The organism is Mycolicibacterium chitae (assembly GCF_900637205.1).
GTDB lineage: Bacteria > Actinomycetota > Actinomycetes > Mycobacteriales > Mycobacteriaceae > Mycobacterium > Mycobacterium chitae.
Genome location: NZ_LR134355.1, coordinates 3,845,584 through 3,864,230 on the forward strand (window position 1 = coordinate 3,845,584; position 18,647 = coordinate 3,864,230).

19 protein-coding genes and 1 pseudogene are annotated in these 18,647 nt (G+C 70.1%); 4 read left to right on the forward strand and 16 right to left on the reverse strand.

All coding sequences use genetic code 11. From position 1 onward, the window contains the following. The first annotated feature begins 110 nt into the window (after positions 1-110). Positions 111-401: a WhiB family transcriptional regulator gene (locus tag EL338_RS18345; RefSeq protein WP_126335057.1), complete on the forward strand. Its 291-nt coding sequence runs from the start codon at positions 111-113 to the stop codon at positions 399-401. Here EL338_RS18345 and EL338_RS18350 read toward each other — a convergent pair. Continuing rightward, a complete protein-coding gene (locus EL338_RS18350) occupies positions 326-1,225 on the reverse strand; it encodes a DUF4349 domain-containing protein (RefSeq protein WP_126335058.1) in 900 nt (299 codons plus the stop codon). The genes EL338_RS18345 and EL338_RS18350 overlap by 76 nt on opposite strands. Positions 1,226-1,304: 79 nt before the next feature. Between EL338_RS18350 and EL338_RS18355 the strand changes: the two genes are divergently transcribed. Further along, complete coding sequence (locus EL338_RS18355) at positions 1,305-2,063, forward strand: SDR family NAD(P)-dependent oxidoreductase (RefSeq protein ID WP_126335059.1); 759 nt, start codon at positions 1,305-1,307, stop codon at positions 2,061-2,063. A gap of 18 nt (positions 2,064-2,081) precedes the next feature. Here the strand turns inward: EL338_RS18355 and EL338_RS18360 are convergent, their stop codons facing one another. After that, on the reverse strand, positions 2,082-3,131 hold the full coding sequence (locus EL338_RS18360; RefSeq protein WP_126335060.1) for a 3-deoxy-7-phosphoheptulonate synthase: 1,050 nt from the start codon (positions 3,129-3,131) through the stop codon (positions 2,082-2,084). Between the two features lie 284 nt (positions 3,132-3,415). Here EL338_RS18360 and EL338_RS18365 point away from each other — a divergent pair, with 284 nt between their 5' ends. Then, positions 3,416-3,823, forward strand: coding sequence for a nitroreductase family deazaflavin-dependent oxidoreductase (locus EL338_RS18365; protein ID WP_126335061.1), 408 nt, complete (start codon positions 3,416-3,418; stop codon positions 3,821-3,823). A 30-nt stretch (positions 3,824-3,853) separates the two neighbouring features. On the opposite strand, the pseudogene EL338_RS18370 reads toward EL338_RS18365, so the two are convergent. The 4 genes and pseudogenes from EL338_RS18370 to groES form a co-directional block, all read right to left on the reverse strand. Then, positions 3,854-5,403, reverse strand: a pseudogene (locus EL338_RS18370) (HD domain-containing phosphohydrolase). Then, positions 5,403-6,161 (reverse strand): hypothetical protein, encoded by a 759-nt coding sequence (locus EL338_RS18375; protein WP_126335062.1) that lies wholly within the window; start codon positions 6,159-6,161, stop codon positions 5,403-5,405. Before EL338_RS18375 ends, EL338_RS18370 begins: the two are co-directional and overlap by 1 nt. A 125-nt stretch (positions 6,162-6,286) precedes the next feature. Beyond that, complete coding sequence (gene groL / locus EL338_RS18380) at positions 6,287-7,915, reverse strand: chaperonin GroEL (RefSeq protein ID WP_126335063.1); 1,629 nt, start codon at positions 7,913-7,915, stop codon at positions 6,287-6,289. Positions 7,916-8,007: 92 nt separating this feature from the next. Continuing rightward, a complete protein-coding gene (groES, locus tag EL338_RS18385) occupies positions 8,008-8,310 on the reverse strand; it encodes a co-chaperone GroES (protein ID WP_003929249.1) in 303 nt (100 codons plus the stop codon). A 273-nt stretch (positions 8,311-8,583) separates the two neighbouring features. On the opposite strand from groES, the gene EL338_RS18390 reads away from it, so the two are divergent. Beyond that, positions 8,584-10,104 carry an HNH endonuclease signature motif containing protein gene (locus EL338_RS18390; RefSeq protein WP_126335064.1) on the forward strand — a complete coding sequence of 507 codons (1,521 nt, stop codon included), beginning with the start codon at positions 8,584-8,586 and terminating at the stop codon, positions 10,102-10,104. A 13-nt stretch (positions 10,105-10,117) separates the two neighbouring features. Here the strand turns inward: EL338_RS18390 and EL338_RS18395 are convergent, their stop codons facing one another. The 10 genes from EL338_RS18395 to EL338_RS18440 are packed head-to-tail and all read right to left on the reverse strand — an operon-like array spanning position 10,118 to position 18,554. Next, positions 10,118-10,561 (reverse strand): nuclear transport factor 2 family protein, encoded by a 444-nt coding sequence (locus EL338_RS18395; protein ID WP_126335065.1) that lies wholly within the window; start codon positions 10,559-10,561, stop codon positions 10,118-10,120. Next, positions 10,558-11,583 carry a tRNA (adenosine(37)-N6)-threonylcarbamoyltransferase complex transferase subunit TsaD gene (tsaD, locus tag EL338_RS18400; protein WP_126335066.1) on the reverse strand — a complete coding sequence of 342 codons (1,026 nt, stop codon included), beginning with the start codon at positions 11,581-11,583 and terminating at the stop codon, positions 10,558-10,560. Before tsaD ends, EL338_RS18395 begins: the two co-directional genes overlap by 4 nt. Next, positions 11,580-12,056 (reverse strand): ribosomal protein S18-alanine N-acetyltransferase, encoded by a 477-nt coding sequence (gene rimI / locus EL338_RS18405; RefSeq protein WP_126335067.1) that lies wholly within the window; start codon positions 12,054-12,056, stop codon positions 11,580-11,582. Before rimI ends, tsaD begins: the two co-directional genes overlap by 4 nt. Beyond that, positions 12,053-12,676, reverse strand: a complete 624-nt coding sequence (gene tsaB / locus EL338_RS18410) for a tRNA (adenosine(37)-N6)-threonylcarbamoyltransferase complex dimerization subunit type 1 TsaB (RefSeq protein WP_126335068.1) — start codon at positions 12,674-12,676, stop codon at positions 12,053-12,055. The genes rimI and tsaB overlap by 4 nt, the downstream gene beginning before the upstream one ends. Next, complete coding sequence (gene tsaE, locus EL338_RS18415; protein ID WP_126335069.1) at positions 12,673-13,149, reverse strand: tRNA (adenosine(37)-N6)-threonylcarbamoyltransferase complex ATPase subunit type 1 TsaE; 477 nt, start codon at positions 13,147-13,149, stop codon at positions 12,673-12,675. The genes tsaB and tsaE overlap by 4 nt, the downstream gene beginning before the upstream one ends. Then, complete coding sequence (locus EL338_RS18420) at positions 13,142-14,227, reverse strand: alpha/beta fold hydrolase (RefSeq protein WP_126335070.1); 1,086 nt, start codon at positions 14,225-14,227, stop codon at positions 13,142-13,144. The genes tsaE and EL338_RS18420 overlap by 8 nt, the downstream gene beginning before the upstream one ends. Next, positions 14,224-15,354, reverse strand: coding sequence for an alanine racemase (gene alr, locus EL338_RS18425; RefSeq protein ID WP_126335071.1), 1,131 nt, complete (start codon positions 15,352-15,354; stop codon positions 14,224-14,226). The genes EL338_RS18420 and alr overlap by 4 nt, the downstream gene beginning before the upstream one ends. 37 nt (positions 15,355-15,391) lie before the next feature. Beyond that, positions 15,392-16,780, reverse strand: coding sequence for a glutamate decarboxylase (gene gad, locus EL338_RS18430; RefSeq protein ID WP_126335072.1), 1,389 nt, complete (start codon positions 16,778-16,780; stop codon positions 15,392-15,394). A gap of 10 nt (positions 16,781-16,790) precedes the next feature. Further along, positions 16,791-18,206 (reverse strand): NAD(P)H-hydrate dehydratase, encoded by a 1,416-nt coding sequence (locus EL338_RS18435; RefSeq protein WP_126335073.1) that lies wholly within the window; start codon positions 18,204-18,206, stop codon positions 16,791-16,793. Positions 18,207-18,242: 36 nt separating this feature from the next. Further along, positions 18,243-18,554 (reverse strand): hypothetical protein, encoded by a 312-nt coding sequence (locus EL338_RS18440; RefSeq protein WP_126335074.1) that lies wholly within the window; start codon positions 18,552-18,554, stop codon positions 18,243-18,245. Between the last annotated feature and the right edge of the window lie 93 nt (positions 18,555-18,647).

The following is an 18,647-nucleotide window of genomic DNA, read 5'->3' on the forward strand; positions in this document are numbered from 1 at the left end:
TTTCCGGGACACCCATACTTTGTGAGTGCACTCGAGTTGTCACCGGCGACAGAACTCGGACTACACCTTCCTTTGCCAGTCAAAGGAACTGGGCGACAAGGGGTTCTTCAATGCCACAGCCGCAGCAACTGCCCGGTCCCAACGCCGACATCTGGGATTGGCAAATGCACGGGGTGTGCCGAGGCGTCGACTCCGCGGTGTTCTTCCACCCCGACGGTGAACGCGGCCGCGCCCGTGCCCAGCGCGAACTGCGCGCCAAGGAAATGTGCCGCAGCTGCCCGGTGATCGTCCAGTGCCGTTCGCACGCCCTTGCCGTCGGAGAGCCCTACGGAATCTGGGGCGGCTTGTCGGAGTCCGAGCGCGAGTTGCTGCTCAAGCGCGGGATCCGCCGCAGCGCCTGAGCCAGGCCGATGGCCACCGCGGCGACCACCGCCAGAGCCACCAACCAGGGCAGCAGGTAGCCGAACAGCAGGATCAGGTCCCCCGCGGTGTCCACCATGGTGTCCCAACCGCGTTTGACCTGGCCGAAGAAGCCCTCATAACGCTGCGGCGACGAGGTGCCGGCCTGCTCGGCGGTGAACGTGACGTCGACGGTGCTGTAGGCGATCTGCTCGCCGAGGGCCGTGCGCTGAGCCCGCAGGCTGTCCAGTTCGGCCTGCCGCTCCGACAGCGCGTTCTCGGCGCTGATCAGCGCTTCGGGATCCCGCGCGTCGCGCATGATGCCCAGCAGGCGGTCCACCGAGGTCTGCAGCGCGGTGATCCGGGCGTCGAGGTCGACGCGCTGTGCGGTCACGTCCTCGGCGCGGGTGTTGGCGTTCTGCACGAACCCGAGTCCCCCGAGTTCGTCGATGACCTCGTCGAGCTTGTCGGCCGGGACCCGCAGCACCACCGACGACTGCGCGCGGCCGGCGCCGGTGCCGGCGTCGTCGGTCCGGTTGTCGACGCGACCGTCGGCATCGGCCGCGATGTCGACGGCCTTGTCGGCGGCGACGACGGTGTCGGCGACCGTGATTCGCATCGTGGCGGTCTTGACGACGTCGCGCTGGGGCGCCGTCCGGTCACCCGGCGCGGGCTCGAACTTCTCCGGTGCCGGGGCGATGGCCGGTGCGCTGTCCATGGCCTCCGGCGCGCTGCCGCGCACCGGCCCCTGGCCGCCTGAGCAACCCGTCAGGACGACGAGAGCGCTCAGTCCCAACACGAACACCGCAAGCTTGGGTGACTTCATGGGACAACGCTAATTCACACCGCGAGCTGCATGCGAGACTCTTCTGAATCACCCGTCCATCCTTGTGAGGAGTCGCGCGATGACCGATCTGTCCGGAGTCACCGCCGTGGTCACCGGAGGGAACTCTGGGATCGGCCGCGCAATGGCAATTGGTATCGCCAAAGCCGGTGGCGCGGTGTCGATCTGGTCGCGGAACGCGGATCGCAACGCCGAGGTGACCGACGAGCTACGCGCGCTGGGCGCGAACACGATGTCGGTGTCGTGCGATGTTGCCGACGAGGCGGCGGTCGCCGAGGCGATGCGACGCACCGTTGCCGAGCTGGGTCCGCTGGGTTGTTTCGTGGCCAATGCGGGAATGGTCGACGCGCCCGCCCCGATCGTCGACACCACGTTGGAATCGTGGCAGCGGGTCCTGCGCACCAATCTGGACGGCGCCTTCCTGTGCACCCGCGAGGCCGCGCGACGTTTCGTCGAGCAGGACAGCGGCGGGTCCATCATCGTGGTGTCCTCGACTTCCAGCCGGTACGGGGCCGCGGGCATCGCCTCCTACGCGGCCAGCAAAACCGCCCTCCTCGGACTTTCCCGGACCTTGGCCGTCGAGTTGGCTCGGCACCGGGTGCGCTGCAACACCCTGATCCCGGGGTGGACGAGGACCAGCATCACTTCCCATGGGCAACAGAACCCCAAGTTCATGGCGGCCACCATCGGTCGCACGCCGGTGCGACGTTGGGCCGAACCCGACGAGTATCAGCAAGTCGCCGCGTTCCTCGCCGATCCCACCCAGCTCTTCCACACCGGCAACGAGGTGGTTGTCGACGGGGGTTACACCATCTTCTGACGGCTACTCCCCGACCGGCTACCTCGCCAGGTCGCGCAGCACCCGATCGGTGGCCGGCCAGTCCATGCACTTGTCGGTCACCGACTGCCCGTAGGTGAGCGGCTGCGCTTCGGGCGCCTGTGCCCCACCGACGAGGAAGCTCTCCAGCATCACGCCGCTGACCGGCGCCCCGTCGCGCACCAGTTGCGCGACCTCGGAGGCCACCTCGGCCTGCCGGATGTGGTCCTTACCGGAATTGGCGTGGCTGCAGTCGATCACGACCCGCCCGGGCAGCCCGGCCGCCTCCAGTCGGGCCGCCGCCGCGGTCACCGCGTCGGCGTCGCAGTTGGGTCCGCCGGTGCCGCCGCGCAGGATCACGTGGCAGTCCTCGTTGCCCTCGGTGGTGACGACCGCGCCGCGGCCCATGTCGTCCATGCCGAAGAAAACATGTGATGCGGTAGCAGATTTCGCGCCGTCCACGGCGACCTGCACGTTGCCGTCGGTGCCGTTCTTGAACCCGACGGGCATCGACAGCCCCGAGGCCAACTGCCGGTGCACCTGGGATTCGGTGGTGCGGGCACCGATCGCGCCCCAGGCCACCGCGTCGGCGATGTACTGCGGGCTGGTCGGCTCCAGGAACTCGCAGCCCACCGGCAGCCCGATGTCGATGACGTCCAGCAGCAGCTGGCGGGCGACGCGCAGCCCGCGGGCCACGTCGAAGGTGCCGTCCATGCCCGGGTCGTTGATCAGGCCCTTCCAGCCGACGGTGGTGCGGGGCTTCTCGAAGTACACCCGCATGACGATCTTGACCCGGTCACGGAGCTCGTCGGCGACCTTGACCAGCCGGCTCGCGTAGTCCAGGGCGGCCGCCGGATCATGCACCGAACAGGGCCCCACCACGACCAGCAGCCGGTTGTCGCGACCGGCGAGGATGTCGGCGACCTCGTCGCGGTCGCGGGCGACGCGCTCGGCGCGGCGGGCACCCAGCGGGAACTCGGTGAGCACCTCGTGCGGGCTGGGGATCTCGCTGAAACTGCGGACCCGCCGGTCGGATGTCACCGGTGGGGTGGCGGTCTGCGCCAGGTTCATCTCTTCAGTGCCTTCCTGATATGGGGCACCTGCGAATGTCCGGCGCCCCTTGAATGACGAAAGGCAGCGACCAGAGGGTCACTGCCTGGGCTCCGGGTGGATGCGTGCTTAAAGCTGCGCTTTATCGGCTCCGCCCGGAGCCTCGATAAAGCGCCAATAGCTGGCACACACGCCGATGTTCACGACAGCCAGGCTATACCGGCGTTTGGATTCAAGCAAAACCAGGTGGTCGCGTCGGGCACAGTGGAGGGCAGGCACGACGTGGACCGGACCGAAGGGATCTCATGGCTGACAACTGGAACGACAAGATCATCGCGGAATTCCGGGCCAACGGCGGCAAGGTCGGCGGCCCGTTCGAAGGGGCCAGGCTGCTGTTGCTGCACACCGTCGGTGCCAAGTCGGGCAAGCAACGCATCAGCCCGGTGATGGCATTCGACGTCGACGGGAAACTCGCCGTCGTCGGTTCCTACGCCGGCGCCGACAAAGATCCGGCGTGGCTGCACAACCTGCGCGCCAATCCCGACGCCCATATCGAAATCGGCACCGACGCCTACGATGTGCGCGCCCGGGAGATGCCGCGCGACGAGCGCGACGCCGCGTACGTCCGCGTCGTGGAGCAGGCCCCCGGATTCGGCGAGTACCAGGACAAGACCGAACGGGTGATCCCGGTCATCGAGTTGCAACGCCGCTGACGGGCCAGGCGTCGCGGCCTCGTCACAACCTCATTGCGGAGCGGCCAGCCCGTTCTGCAACGCGTACATGCTCGCCCCGATGCGGTTGGACACCCGATCTTGGCGTAGGTGCGCTCGACGTGGTTGCGGGCGGTCTTCTCGCTGATCACCAGGGCCGTCGCGATCTCCCTGTTGGACGCCCCGGTCGCGACCAGGCGCAGCACCTCGATCTCGCGCGGCGTCAACCGATCCGGTCGCACATGTGCCCGCCCCGGGCGGTGGGCAGCGGCGTCGAGGACCGCATCCACCGCGGTGGCGTCCAGTTCCCCGGCGGTCATCCTGGCGCGTAACCTGCGCTCGGCGCCGGCGGGCGACATCGCCGCCCGGTAGGGCCGAGGCTCCAGCGCCGATTGGTAACTGACGGCCGCGGCCAGGATCCGATCCGACAGGGTCAGCGCGCCCCCGGTGAGATTGCGGGGATACCCGGTGCCGTCGAGACATTCGTGGTGATTGCCGGCCAACGTCGCCACCTCACGTAAACCGTTGACCTGGCTGAGGATCCGCACGGTGAGGTACGGATGCAGGCGGACCCGTTCGAACTCCCCCGCTGACAGGGTCGTGGGCTTGGACCAGACGCGGTTCGACACGCCGATGCGTCCGAGGTCGTGGACATAGCCGGCACGACGGAGGGTCGCGACCTCGGTTTCGGCAAGGCCGGCGATACCCGCGGCCGATGCCGCGAGCTCGGCCACGGCGCGTGAATGCCCGAGGGTGAAGGGACATTTCAGGTCGACGAAGTCGCCGAGGGCCTGCAACATGTCCTCCAGAGCGGGCCCCGCCAAGTGTTCACCGCGATCAGGCGCCTGCCGTAACGCGGCGTTCCAACTGTCGCCTGCGGCGGGGCCGGCCAGTATCTGCTCGGGGTCGGCAAGGAATACGTCGGCGATCCGCGGGTCGAACTGCCCACCACGGCGAGCGCGGACCATCGCTGCGGCACCCTGGATGCCCAGCGTCCGCTGGTGCACCTCGACCGTGTCGGCGAGTTGAACTATCCGGATGGCGATGGGGATGGACTCGCCGCGTACGCCGGCGGGCAACCCGCCACCGTCGAATCGTTCGAAGGTGAAGCTCAGGGCGTGTTGGACGTCGGCGCCCAAACCCATTCGTTCGGCCAACAGCCCGGCCGATGTGCAGTGCGAGTGGATCAGCCGCGACAGCTGCCCGCGGGCATTGACGAACAATGCCGCCAATACCCAAAGACGGCGTGAAAGTGGTTCTCCACGCGCGACATTCGATATCAAGAACCGAAAGTACGGCAGGCCCGCCCAGTCGACCAGGTAGGAGTCGTGGCGCACGGCGATGTCGTCACCGAACCAGCGTGCGTACTCGTGCGAATCGGCGTGACAGCCGATCCACATGACCAGCGCGGTGTAGTACACGCAATCGCGTTCGCCAGCCGAAAGACCGAGCCGATCAGCGATCCTGGTGGCAATCAACGCCGAGCGCAGCATGTGCTCGGCGGGTTGACCCAGGCCGAGGTCGACGGCAACCGATAGCGCCGCCAACAATTCGGCCCGGGTGGGACCCGCCCCCGCGTCCATCACCCTGATTCTGCCAACTCGGCGGCACTGTGATGCCTGGTTGGATCAAAGGAATCGAAGCGCCCCTGCCCCACCACGGCCAGCCCGCGCTGCGGCGCCCGGAAGTCGCCGAGTCGAGCCTGCTCGGCCAGTCGCGCGATGTCGCCCAGGTCGCGCCCGTGCAGCACGGCCCGCGACGAGTGGACCGCCCATATCTGCTTGGGAGCGATGCGGAAATGCTGTCCGTTGGGCATGGTTCCGGCCAACCGGACCTGCCCGGCGTCCAGCAGTGGTCCGGCCATCCGTCCGATACCGGCCAGCACCACGCGCCGGGTCCAAAGCGTTTCGGGGAGACGACATCCCACGCGGGTCAGCAGTCGCGTGGCCGGGGTGTGCCGCAGTTGCACCGACCAGTTCAAGACCCCGGGGATCTCGACGATCAGCGTGAAATCTCCGGTCCAGGTGATGTCGATGGCGCACTGCACCGCCGCGTTGGCGGTGGCCCTGCTGAAGTAGCGCGCGCAACTGTGTTCGGCGGGGGTGGTGGCGTAGAACGTCCAGGCTCCGGTGGGGTCGCGGTGCCACACCGAACGGTAGCCCGGTATCGAATCGGGCAGGAACGATGCTGCCGGGAAATCACGGAGGGCCAGATAATGGCCGCTGGCGAAGGGTAGGCCCATGACGCCGAACCCGGTGACGGTTTCCTCGGGCCCCGAGGGCAATGTCGGTGTGCGCGCCACATCTGCGGCGGCGGTTCGGGGATTCTTCAGTGTGCTCATGGCCTCAGCGTGCGCTGCCGACGCCGTGTGCGCGTGGGGCGGTTGCCTCATTCTGACCGAAGGGCCGCCCGCAGGAACGAAAACACCCCCGGTCCTTGCGGACCGAGGGTGTTTTGCGTGACTAGCTAGTGGGCGTGGCCGTGGTGGCCGTGCCCGTGACCAGCGTCCTCGTCTTCCTCGACCGGCTTGTCGACAACCGCGGTCTCGGTGGTGAGCACCATCCGGGCCACCGACGCGGCGTTGAGCACCGCCGAGCGGGTGACCTTGACCGGGTCGATGACACCGTCGGCGGCCAGGTCGCCGTACTCCAGCGTGGCGGCGTTGAAGCCGTGCCCGGCCGGCAGGTCGCCGACCTTGCTGACCACGACGGACCCGTCGAACCCGGCGTTGCTGGCGATCCAGTACAGCGGCGTGGTCAGCGCGGACGAGAAGACGTCCACGCCGAGGGCCTCGTCACCGGTCAGCGACGCCTTCAGCTCCGCGAGCTGCTTGCGCACCTGGATCAGCGCCGAACCGCCGCCGGCGACGACGCCTTCCTCGACGGCCGCCTTGGCCGCGGCGACCGCGTCGTCGACGGCTTCCTTGCGCTTCTTCAGATCGGTCTCGGTGGCCGCGCCGACCTTGATGACGGCGACGCCGCCGGCCAGCTTGGCCAGGCGCTCCTCGAGCTTCTCCCGATCCCAGTCCGAATCGCTGGTCTCGATCTCCGAACGCAGCTGCGCCGCACGGGCATCGACGGCTTCCTTGGCGCCGCCACCGTCGACGATCACGGTGTCGTCCTTGCCCACCACGATGCGACGGGCCGTACCCAGCACCTCGAGACCCACCTCGCGCAGCACCAGGCCGACGTCGGGGTTGACCACCTGCGCGCCGGTGACGACGGCAAGGTCCTCGAGGAACGCCTTGCGACGATCACCGAAGAACGGCGCCTTGACCGCAACGGCCTTGAGGGTCTTGCGGATCGCGTTGACGACCAGCGTCGACAGCGGCTCGCCCTCGACGTCCTCGGCGACGATCAGCAGCGGCTTGCCGGCCTCGGCGACCTTCTCCAGCAGCGGCAGCAGATCCGGCAGCGAGCTGATCTTGTCGCGGTGCAGCAGCACCAGCGCGTCCTCGAGGATGGCCTCCTGGGTATCGAAATCGGTGACGAAGTAGGCCGACAGGAAACCCTTGTCGAAGCCGACGCCGTCGGTGATCTCGAGTTCGGTGCTCAGCGTCGAGGACTCCTCGACGGACACCACGCCGTCGCCGCCGACCTTGGTCATGGCCTCGCCGACCAGTTCGCCGACCTCGGGGTCGCGCGAGGACACGGTGGCCACCTGCGCGATGGCATTCTTCCCGTCGACCGGGGTGGCCGCGGCCAGCAGCGCCTCGGAGGTGAGGTCAGCGGCCTTGCTGATGCCCACGCCCAGCGCCATCGGGTTGGCCCCGGCGGCGATGTTGCGCAGACCCGCCTTGATGATGGCCTGCGCCAGCACGGTGGCCGTGGTGGTGCCGTCACCGGTGACGTCGTTGGTCTTGGTCGCCACCGACTTCACCAGCTGCGCACCGAGGTTCTCGAAGGGATCCTCGAGGTCGATGTCGCGAGCGATGGTCACACCGTCGTTGGTGACGGCGGGCCCGCCAAAGGCCTTGGCCAGCACGACATGTCGGCCGCGCGGGCCCAGCGTGATCTTGACCGCGTCGGCGAGCTTGTCAACGCCGGCCTCCATGGCGCGGCGCGCGGTTTCGTTGAACTCAATCTGCTTGCTCATAGATGTCTTTCCCTAACGGGTCATTCCCACTCGACGCGCACCGCCCCGGACATCACCCAGTTCTGGGGACCTCCGGGGCGGCACACTTATCGCTACTTGGAGACGACGGCCAGCACGTCACGGGCCGACAGGATCAGGTACTCCTCGCCGTTGTACTTGATCTCGGTGCCGCCGTACTTGCTGTAGATGACGACGTCACCCTCCGACACGTCCAGGGGAATCCGCTTCTCGCCATCCTCATCCCAGCGGCCGGGGCCAACTGCGACGACGGTGCCTTCCTGCGGCTTCTCCTTGGCGGTGTCGGGGATGACCAGACCGGATGCGGTCGTGGTCTCGGCCTCGTTGGCCTGAACGAGGATCTTGTCCTCGAGTGGCTTGATGTTCACGCTCGCCACGATGGAGCCCCTTCACTCATGTTTCACTCTGATGTGTGGTCGGCATTCGTTCCTGCCCTCGCGCCGTCGTCGCGGGTGCCGACTCGAGGCGGTCCGACTGCCGCCTAGCACTCTATACACGAGAGTGCTAGCACTCAAGGGTGCCCTGGTGCCTATGCAAGAAATCGCTGCCGGCGAACAAGGACCGTCCCGGTTATCCACAGTTGGACCTTCACCCACAGGGGCCCAGCTTTCGAGCCCCGACCCCGCCCTTCGCGACCTAGACTCGCACATATGTTCGATGGGTCGTTTCCGGAGCCTGGGGCGCTACGCGCGTGTCCCGATGCCGGGTTGATCGACGCCATTCGCGGCTGGTCGACCGCTGCGGCGGCCGCCGAAGGACGACGACTGTCCGCGGTCGCCGAATTCGTCACCCGCCGCTGCACCGACGAGCACCCCGACTGGGCCTGCGACGACTGGGACGCCACCGCCGCCGAGATCGCCGCCGCCTTGAACATCAGCCACCACCGCGCCACCACCCTGATGAACCTGGCCATCACCGTGCGCGAACGCTTCCCCAAAGTCGGGGCCCTGGTCCTGGCCGGGGCCATCACCGCCCACACCGCCCAACTCATCGCCGACCGCACCTACCTGGTCTTCAACCCCGAAGCCATCGCCACCCTCGATGCCCGCATCGCCGACCAAGCCCACACCTGGGGCCCACTGTCGGACTACAAACTCATCCAATCCCTCGACATGCTCGTCGACGAGATCGACCCCGGCGCGCTCCGCCGCACCACCGGCAACGCCCGCCACCGCGACATCACCATCGCCGACCCCGACGAACAAAGCGGCACCACCGCCCTATGGGGACGGCTGCTGGCCACCGACGCCGCCGCCCTCGACAAACGCCTGACCGCCATGGCCACCGCCGTCTGCACCGGCGACCCCCGCACCGTGGCCCAACGCCGCGCCGATGCCCTCGGCGCCCTGGCTAACAAGGCCGACCACCTCGCCTGCCTGTGCGGGTCGCCGGAGTGCCCCGCGACCGCCGACGACGGCCGCGCCACCAACGTGATCGTCCACGTCGTCGCCGAACACGCCACCCTCACCACCCCTGCCGATGCCGGAGAAAGTCTGCACGGCGAGGAACCCGCCGAGCCAGAACCAGCGCCCCCGGCCCCTCCGGCACCCTCGGGGCCGCGGCCCAAGCCGGCCCTGCTCGTCGAAGGCCGCGGCGGCATCATCCCCGCCCCGCTGCTCCAGGACCTGATCGCCCGCGGCGCCCGCGTGCGCCCCGTGCCCACCCCGACCGCGGCCGAACCCCGCTACCGGCCCTCGGCCGCGCTGGCCACCTTCGTGCGCCTGCGCGACCTGACCTGCCGCTTCCCCGGCTGCCCACGGCCGGCCTTCGCCACCGACATCGACCACACCCGCCCCTACCCACACGGCCCCACCCACCCCGCCAACCTCGGCTGCTACTGCCGAAAACATCACCTGGCCAAGACTTTCTGGCCCGGCTGGCACGACGAACAACTGCCCGACGGCACCATCGTCATCACCACCCCCACCGGCCACACCTACCGGTCCAAACCCGGTGCCGCACTGCTGTTCCCCGACTGGAACACCCACACCCCCGCACCACCCACCGACCCCGCGGCCCCACCACCACCGCCGGAAGACTCACCCGGGCGGACCCTGAAAATGCCGCGCCGCACACAAACCCGCGCCAAAGCCCGCGCCTACCGCATCAAAACCGAACGCGCACTCAACGACGCCCACGTCGCCGAACGCACCAAACCCCCACCGTTCTAAACAGACTGGCGCTCTAGCCGAACTGGCTCGGATCGATCAGCAGATGGTCCGATACATCGCCGAGCATCTCGATCACCACGGTGCGGTCGGTGAAGAACCACCCGTCCTCGTCCCGGGCGAAGGTGTCCGCGTAGCGCCCGACGACGATGGGCTGCAGCGCCACCGACTCGGTCTGCTGCACCACGCAGAACGTCGACCGCGCGCCCGCCGCGGCGCCGTCCACCTCGACGATCGGGTTGAGCACCAGATGCCGGGTACGTGGGGTGTTGGCGTGCTCGGGGAAGCGACGGGTGGTGGCGGCGAACAGCTCGGCGATGCGCTCCGCGCCGGTCACCCCCATGAACGCGCCCCCGCCCAGTAACCGTCCCACGCCGTCGAAGTCGCCGGCATCGATCAATTCGGCATAGCGGTAGAGCAATTCGGCGATGGCCAGACGATCAGCCACCCCGGCGCTCATGCGACCTGGCTCTGCACCACGGGCAGGCCCGGGTCGCTGGCCACCCCCAGCGGCGAGGACGGCGCGCCGGCGGCGATCAGATGGGCCGCGAACGAGGCGATCATCGCGCCGTTGTCCGTGCACAACCGGGGTCGCGGCACCCGCAACGTCAAACCGGCTGCCGCACACCGCTCCTCGGCGAGTTCCCGCAGCCGGGAATTGGCCGCCACCCCGCCGGCGATGATCAGCGTCGAGACCCCGAGGTCGGTGGCCGCGCGCACGGCCTTGCGGGTCAGCACATCGGCGACGGCCTCCTGGAAACCGGCGGCCACATCGGCGGGCGAGGCGTCCGGGTGGGCTTCCATATGGCGCGCCACCGCGGTCTTGAGCCCGGAGAAGCTGAACGCGTACGGGGCATCCCGCGGCCCGGTCATCCCGCGCGGGAACACGATCGCCTCCCGGTCCCCGGTGCGGGCCAGGTCGTCGAGGACCTTGCCGCCGGGATAACCCAGCCCGAGCAGCCGGGCCACCTTGTCGTAGGCCTCCCCGGCCGCATCGTCGACGGTGCTGCCCAACTCGACGATCGGCTCGCCGAGCGAGCGCACATGCAGCAGATGCGTGTGCCCGCCGGACACCAGCAGCCCGACGCTCTCGGGCAGCGGACCGTGGTCGAAGACGTCGGCGGCCAGGTGCCCGCCCAGGTGGTTGACCGCGTAGAACGGCACCTCCCAGGCCGCCGCGTACGCCTTGGCCGCGGCCACCCCCACCAGCAGCGCCCCGGCCAGTCCGGGGCCGATGGTCGCGGCCACCACGTCGGGGCGCGCCACCGCGGCGGTGGCCAGTGCGCGGCGCATCGTGGGGCCCAGCGCCTCGAGGTGTGCGCGGGAGGCGATCTCGGGCACCACGCCCCCGAACCGGGAATGCTCGTCGACGCTGGAAGCCACCTCGTCGGCCAGCAGCGTCACCGTGCCGTCGTCGTCGAGGCGCGCGATGCCCACTCCGGTCTCGTCGCAGGAACTCTCGATCGCGAGAATAATGGTCATCGTGGCTCCCCCGGTCCCAGTCGCATGGTGTAGGCGTCGGCGCCACTGCCCGGGTAGTAACGCTTACGCACTCCCATTCTGACGAAGCCGGCGCTCTCGTACAGCCCGATGGCGGCCTCGTTGTCGGTGCGCACCTCCAGGAAGACCACGCCGCCGTCGGCGAAGGCCAGCAGATCGTCGAGCAGCCGGCGGCCGATCCCGCGGCCCCGCCAGGCCGGGTCGACGCCGATGGTGTGCACCTCGTACTCGAACGGCGCCCGCCGACCCAGCCGGGTGATCCCGGCGTAGCCGACCAGCCCACCGTCGGCGCGCGCGGCGATGTAGTGGTTGTGCGGGGAGGCCACCGCATGCCGGAAGGCCCGCGCCGGCCACGGGTCGTCGCCGGGGAACAGCTCGGCTTCCAGTTGCGCGCAGCGGTCGGCGTCGGCGCTGCGCAGCGCGTCGATGGCCACGGCCTCCACCTCGCCGGTCATTGCAGTCCCCGCTCGGCCAGGGTCTTGGCGTCGGGCCGGCGCAGATACAACGGCACCAAGGGTTCGGGCACGCCATCCCAATTCGGCACCGCGGCCACCAACGCCACCGGCATCGGATACTCCGGGCCGCTCACCGGCAGCCCGAACTGGGCCGCGTGCTCGGGCGAGCCCGCGACCGCGACCACACCGTCGAGGGCCACATCGGCCGGGGCGGCCACCTCGGGCCCGGCCACCCGCAGACCGTCGCGGTAGCGCGCCCAATACACCTCGCGCCGTCGCGCATCGGTCACCACCAGCACCTCACCGGCGGTCTGCCCGCCGATGCCGTCCAGGCTGCAGACCCCGTGCACCGGGATGTCCAGCGCATGCCCGTAGGCCGCGGCCGTGGCCATCCCGACTCGCAGGCCGGTGAAGGGTCCCGGCCCGCAGCCCACCACCACCGCGTCGAGGTCACCCATGGTCAGCGCCGCATCGGCCAGCGCGCCAAGCACATTGGGGGTCAGGCATTCGGCATGGGCGCGGGGGTCCCGCGTCACCCGCTCGGCCAGCACGACGCCGTCGGCCACGATCGCGGCGGTGACGGCGGGGGTGGCGGTGTCGATCACCAGAACGTTGGTCACGGCGCACTCCAGGTCCACGTCGCGGTGCGCACCTCGGAGTCGACCCCGCGCTCCAGCCGGATGTCGAGGTGGCGGTCCGACAGCCGCTCGGCCAGCCCCTCGCCCCACTCCACGACCACCACCGCGTCGTCGAGATCGGTATCGAGGTCCAGCGAGTCCAGTTCGCCCAGCAGGTCCGCGGCGGCGTGATCGAGCAGGCGGTAGACGTCGACGTGCACCATCGCCGGGGCACCGGCTCGCCGCGCCCGGTGCAGCCGGGCCAGTACGAACGTGGGTGAGGTCACCGGTCCGTCGACGTCCATGGCCGCCGCGATTCCCTTGGCCAGCACGGTCTTTCCGGCCCCGAGCGGGCCGGAGAGCACCACCACGTCCCCGGCGCGCAACTGCGCCCCGAGGCGCTGCCCCAGCGCCAGGGTGTCCTGCGCGGTCTCCAGCGTGGCCGAACCCGCGCTCAGCCGTCCGTCGTCAGCCACGGGACCGGGCCCGATCACGCAGCCGGCGGGTCATCGCCACCAGCTTGCCGGGGGTGGCCCTGTCGACCAACCGCGCCAACGCGTCATTGATCACCTCGGGCTCCTCCAGTTGCACCAGGTGACCGGCGTCCCCGATGACCAACAGCTCGGACTTGGGCAGCACCGCGGCCATCTCGGCGGAGTGCTCCGGGGTGGTCAGCACGTCGCCGGAACCGCAGGCCACCAGGGTCGCGAGGCCGGCCAGGGTGGTCAGGCCGTCGGCCTCGTCGTGGGTGCCCAGCGCGTGCAGGAATCCCACCATGGTCTTCACCGGGGTGTCGTGGATCATCGCCTCGGTGTAGCGGGCGACGGTGGGGCTGATCTCGTCGTCACCGAACGAGGCGGCCTGCAGGATGGGGGCCAGCACCGTGCGCACCGCGCCGCGGCCGCGGTGCAGCAGGCTCGGGGCGTAGCGGGTGGCGAACCGGGCCATCTCCAGCGCCGGGTTCTGCAGGATCTCGCCGATCGGTGAGCGCGAGAGCCCTTCGGCGGCAGTAGAAATCAGCGCGGCGCCGACAATGTGCTTGCCGTAGTGCTGTGGGAACTGGCGGGCGTGCGAGAGCACCGTCATGCCGCCCATCGAATGCCCGATCAGGATCACGGGTCCGGTGGGCGCCAGCAGCGTCAGCACGGTGTCGAGGTCCTGGCCGAGTTGCTCGACGGTGTAGGTGCGGTAGGAGGCGATCCCGGACCGGCCGTGGCCGCGCTGGTCGTAGAACACCATCCGGACCTGATCGCCCCACAGCGGCGCCAGGTCGCGGCGCTGGAAGTAGAAGGAGCCCATGCCCATACAGAAGCCGTGCACGAACACCACCGTCACCGGCGCGTCGGCCGGCCCCACCTCGCGCACCGCGAGGTCGACGCCGTCGGGCGTGGTGACCACGCTGCTGCGGTCGGTGTCGAACAGCGTGAAATCCTCACCGAGATAGGGATCTTCGCGGGGTGTGCGCCGGGTCAGCGAACGCGCGGTCGACACCCCGGCCACCGCACCCACCGTGCCCAGGCCGGCGACCCCGGCCAGCCAGCGTCGTGCGCTCACTGCGCCTCGCCCTCGGTGTAGACGCGGGTGACCCGGGCCCGCGGGCTGGTCACCACCTCGTAGTGGATGGTGCCGAGCAACTCGGCCCAGTCCGCGGCGGTCAACTCCCCGGAATTCCCGGGCCCGAACAGGATCGCCGTGTCCCCCTCGGCGACGTCGGTGGGTCCGGGGCCCAGGTCGACGACGAACTGATCCATGCAGACCCGGCCCACGCTGGGGCGCCGCCGTCCGCGGATCGCCACCTCGAAGCGCCCGCTGAGCGAGCGGAAGATGCCGTCGGCGTAACCCAGCGGGATCAGCGCCACGGTGGTGTCGCGCTCGGCGATCCAGGTGTGGCCGTAGGACACCCCGGCGCCGGCGGGCACCTTCTTGACCATCGACACCGGCGCGGTCAGCGTCATGGCCGGAATCAGGCCGATGTCGCCGTGCTGCGGCACCGGGTTCAGGCCGTAGGCGGCGATGCCGGGCCGGACCATGTCGAACGCCAGGTCGGGTCGGGTCAGCGTGGCCGGGGAATTGGCCAGGTGCGCCACATCGAACGCCACCCCCTCGCGGCGCGCCAGCGCGATCAGCTCGGTGAAGCACTTGGCCTGCAGGTCGTTGGTCGGATGTTCGGGCTCATCGGCGCAGGCCAGATGCGACATGATGCCGCGGGCGTGCAGCGCGCCCTCGGCCACCCCGCGGCCCAGCGCGGCGACCAGGTCCGGGAAATCCGCGGGGGCCACGCCGTTGCGGTTGAGTCCGGTGTCCGCCTTGACCGTCACCGCGGCGCTGGTGCCGGTCTGACGTGCGGCGGCCAGCACCTCGTCGAGCTGGCGCCGCGAGGACACCCCGATCTGCACATCGGCGGCCACGGCCGGGGCGAAGTCGGTGCCCGGTGGGTGCAGCCAGGCCAGCACCGGGGCCGTGATGCCGGCCGCGCGCAGCGCCAGGGCCTCCTCGACGGTGGCGACACCGAGTTCGGCGGCGCCGGCGCCCAGCGCGGCGCGCGCCACCTGGGCGGCGCCGTGCCCGTAGCCGTCAGCCTTCACGACGACCATCACCTGTGCCGATTGCGCGCATTCCCGCAGCTTGACGACGTTGTGCGCGATGGCACCCAGGTCGACGACGGCGGCCGGACGGTTCATGTTGTGATCACCGCGGTCGATTGTCCCAGGCGCGCGGTCAGTGCGCGAAATGCTCCTCGTCGGAGAAGCCACCGACGCCGACCTTGTCCAGCTTGGCCAGCACCTCCACCAGGTCGTCGCGCAACGCGCGGGCCAGGTTCGCCGAGAAGCCCTCGCGCACCACGATGCGCAGCACCGCGACGTCGGAGGCGTCGTCGGGCATGGTGTAGGCCGGCACCTGCCAGCCGTAGCTGCGCAGCATCGCCGAGATGTCGAAGACGGTGTACTTGACGCCCGGCTTGAGCTTGAACGACAGCACCGGGATGGCCGTGCCGTCGGAGATCAGCTCGAACACCGACAGCGCCGCGATCTCGGCGGCCAGCCACCGCGCGGTGTCCGCCAGGGCCCGCATCACCGTGGTGTAGCCCCCGCGGCCCAGCCGCAGGAAGTTGTAGTACTGCCCCACCACCTGGTTGCCGGGCCGGGAGAAGTTCAGCGTGAAGGTGGGCATGTCCCCGCCGAGGTAGTTGACCCGGAACACCAGTTCCTCCGGCAGGTGCTCGGCGTTGCGCCACACCACGAACCCGATGCCCGGGTAGGTCAGGCCGTACTTGTGGCCGCTGACGTTGATCGACACCACCCGCGGCAGCCGGAAGTCCCACTTGAGGTCCGGGTGCAGGAACGGCACCACGAATCCGCCGCTGGCGGCGTCGACGTGCACCGGGATGTCGGGGCCCTGCCCACCGGCCAACTCCTCGAGGGCGGCGCAGATCTCGGCGACGGGCTCCAGTTCGCCGGTGTAGGTGGTGCCCAGGATGGCGACCACCCCGATGGTGTCCTCGTCGACGGCGGCGGTCACCTGCTCCGGGGTGATGACGTAGCGCCCGTCCTCCATCGGCAGGTAGCGGGCTTCGACGTCGAAGTAGCGGCAGAACTTCTCCCACACCACCTGCACGTTGGAGCCCATCACCAGGTTCGGCGTGCGGGTCTTCCAGCCGGTCTTCGGGTCGTCGCCGACCTGCTGGCGCCAGCGCCACTTCATCGCCAGGCCCGCGAGCATGACGGCCTCGCTGGAACCGACGGTGGACACCCCGATGGCGGTCGACGGGTCGTCGTCGCGCAGGTTCTCGGCGTGGAACAGGTCGGCGACCATGCACACGCAGCGCTGCTCGATGGCCGCGGTCACCGGGTACTCGTCCTTGTCGATCATGTTCTTGTCGAACGTCTCCGACATGAGCTGACCGGCCTCGGGGTCCATCCAGGTGGTGACGAAGGTGGCGAGGTTCAGCCGGGAGCTGCCGTCGAGCATCAGCTCGTCGTGGATGAAGCGGTAGGCCTGATCGGGCGTCATCGCCTCATCGGGCAGCCGCAGCGCGGGCACCGGCGCGGCGGACAGGCGACCGGTGTAGGCGGGTTCCAGGGACGAGGTGTGCGACACGTTGGGCATAACGACCTTTCTAGAGGATGCGGGCCAGCGCTGAGCGGATATGGGACAGGATGCGCGCCGCCGAGGTGGGCACGGGCGCGGGGCCGGGATCGGCGGCGGACAGTTCGGCGGCGCGGGTGTGCACGAAGGCCCCCGCGGCGGCGGCCTCCACCGGCGCCAGACCGGCGGCCAGCAGCGCGCCGATGATCCCGGAGAGCACGTCGCCGGATCCGGCCGTGGCCGCCCAGGATCCGCCGGCCGGGTTGAGATACACCGGGCCGTCCGGCGCCGCGATGACGGTGACGTGGCCCTTGAGCAGCACGACGGCGCCCAGTTCGGCGGCCAGTGTGCGCGCCGCGGACACCCGATCCTCGCCCGGTCCTCGCCCGGCGAGCCGTTCGAATTCGCCGGCGTGCGGGGTCAGCACGGTCGGCGCGGCGCGGTCGGTCACCAGTTCGCGGTGTTGGGCCAGCAGCGTGAGCCCGTCGGCGTCGACAAGAACCGGCACGTCGGCCGAGAGCGCGAAGCGCAGGGTCTGCTCGGCGGTCGCGTCGGTGCCCAGGCCCGGGCCGACGACCCACGCCTGCACCCGGCCGGCCTGCTCCGGGGTGGGCGCGGCGACCACCTCGGGCCAGTGTGAAACCACCTCGGCGGCAGCGCTTCCCGCGTAGCGCACCATGCCGGAGTGGGCGGCCACGGCCGCGCCGGCGGACAGGATCGCCGCCCCCGGGTAGGTCTGCGAGCCGGCCAGCACCCCGGTGACGCCCTGGGTGTACTTGTCGTCGCGGCGGCCCGGGACGGGCCAGCGGGCGGCGACGTCGCCCGCCTCGAATCCGAGCAGGTCGGTGTCGGGCAACTGCAAACCGATGTCGACGAGTTCGACACGTCCGCAATCGGCCAGTGCGTGTACGGGTTTGAGCCCACCGAAGGTGACCGTCAGCGCGGCCTGCACCGCGGGTCCGGGGCGCGCCCCGGTGTGCACGTCGATGCCGCTGGGCAGGTCGACGGCGACGACGGGCGCGTCGGTGCCCGCGAACACCGCGGCCGCGTCGGGGCGCAGCGGGCCGGTGGCGCCGATGCCGACCACGCCGTCGAGCACCAGATCGGTTGTCGGGGCGATGCTTTGCGCCACGCGGCCGCCGGCGGCGCGGAACGCCGCCAGCCCCGCGGGGTGGGCGCGGTCCGGGTTGAGCAGCACCGCGTCAGCGGCCACGCCCCGGCGACGCAGCAGGGTCGCGGCCCACAGCGCGTCGCCGCCGTTGTCGCCGGAGCCGACGACGGCGCAGATCCGGCGCCCGGCCACCGCGCCGGTGCGGGCGCGCAGTTCGCGGGCGGTCGCGACCGCCAAACCGTAGGCGGCGCGGCGCATCAGCGCGCCGTCGGGCAGCGCGGCGAGCAGTGGGGCCTCGGCGTCGCGGATCACCTCGGCGGTGTAGTAGTGCCGCATCCGAGTCAGGCTACGGGTTGACTGCGGCTTCGGCCGTCACCAACCCATCGCCCCCCAGTGGCCGTGTCCCATGCCGGGACCACCATGGCCGTGCCCCATTCCCGGCCCCCACTGTCCGTGCCCCATTCCCGGTTCGTGGGCCGGGCCGCAATCTGGGTTCCAGGTGCCGTCCGGTCCCCAGCACTGGGGACCCCACGGGTGGGTCGGATGCACACCGCTGCTCATCGAGATCGCCGTCACCGGTGCGGCGATGTCGGCCGTGGCGCCGGCGGTCAACCCCCCGACGGCGAGCGCTGACGTCAGCGCCAGAGCGGCCGAAGCGGCGATCATCGCGCGGTTGGTGAACATGTTCCTCACACCTTCACGTGTCCGAGCCGTCCGGCACACGGGCGTGCCGGTGTGGCGCCTTCATTGTCGGCGCCCAGCGCCCCGTTCACCAGG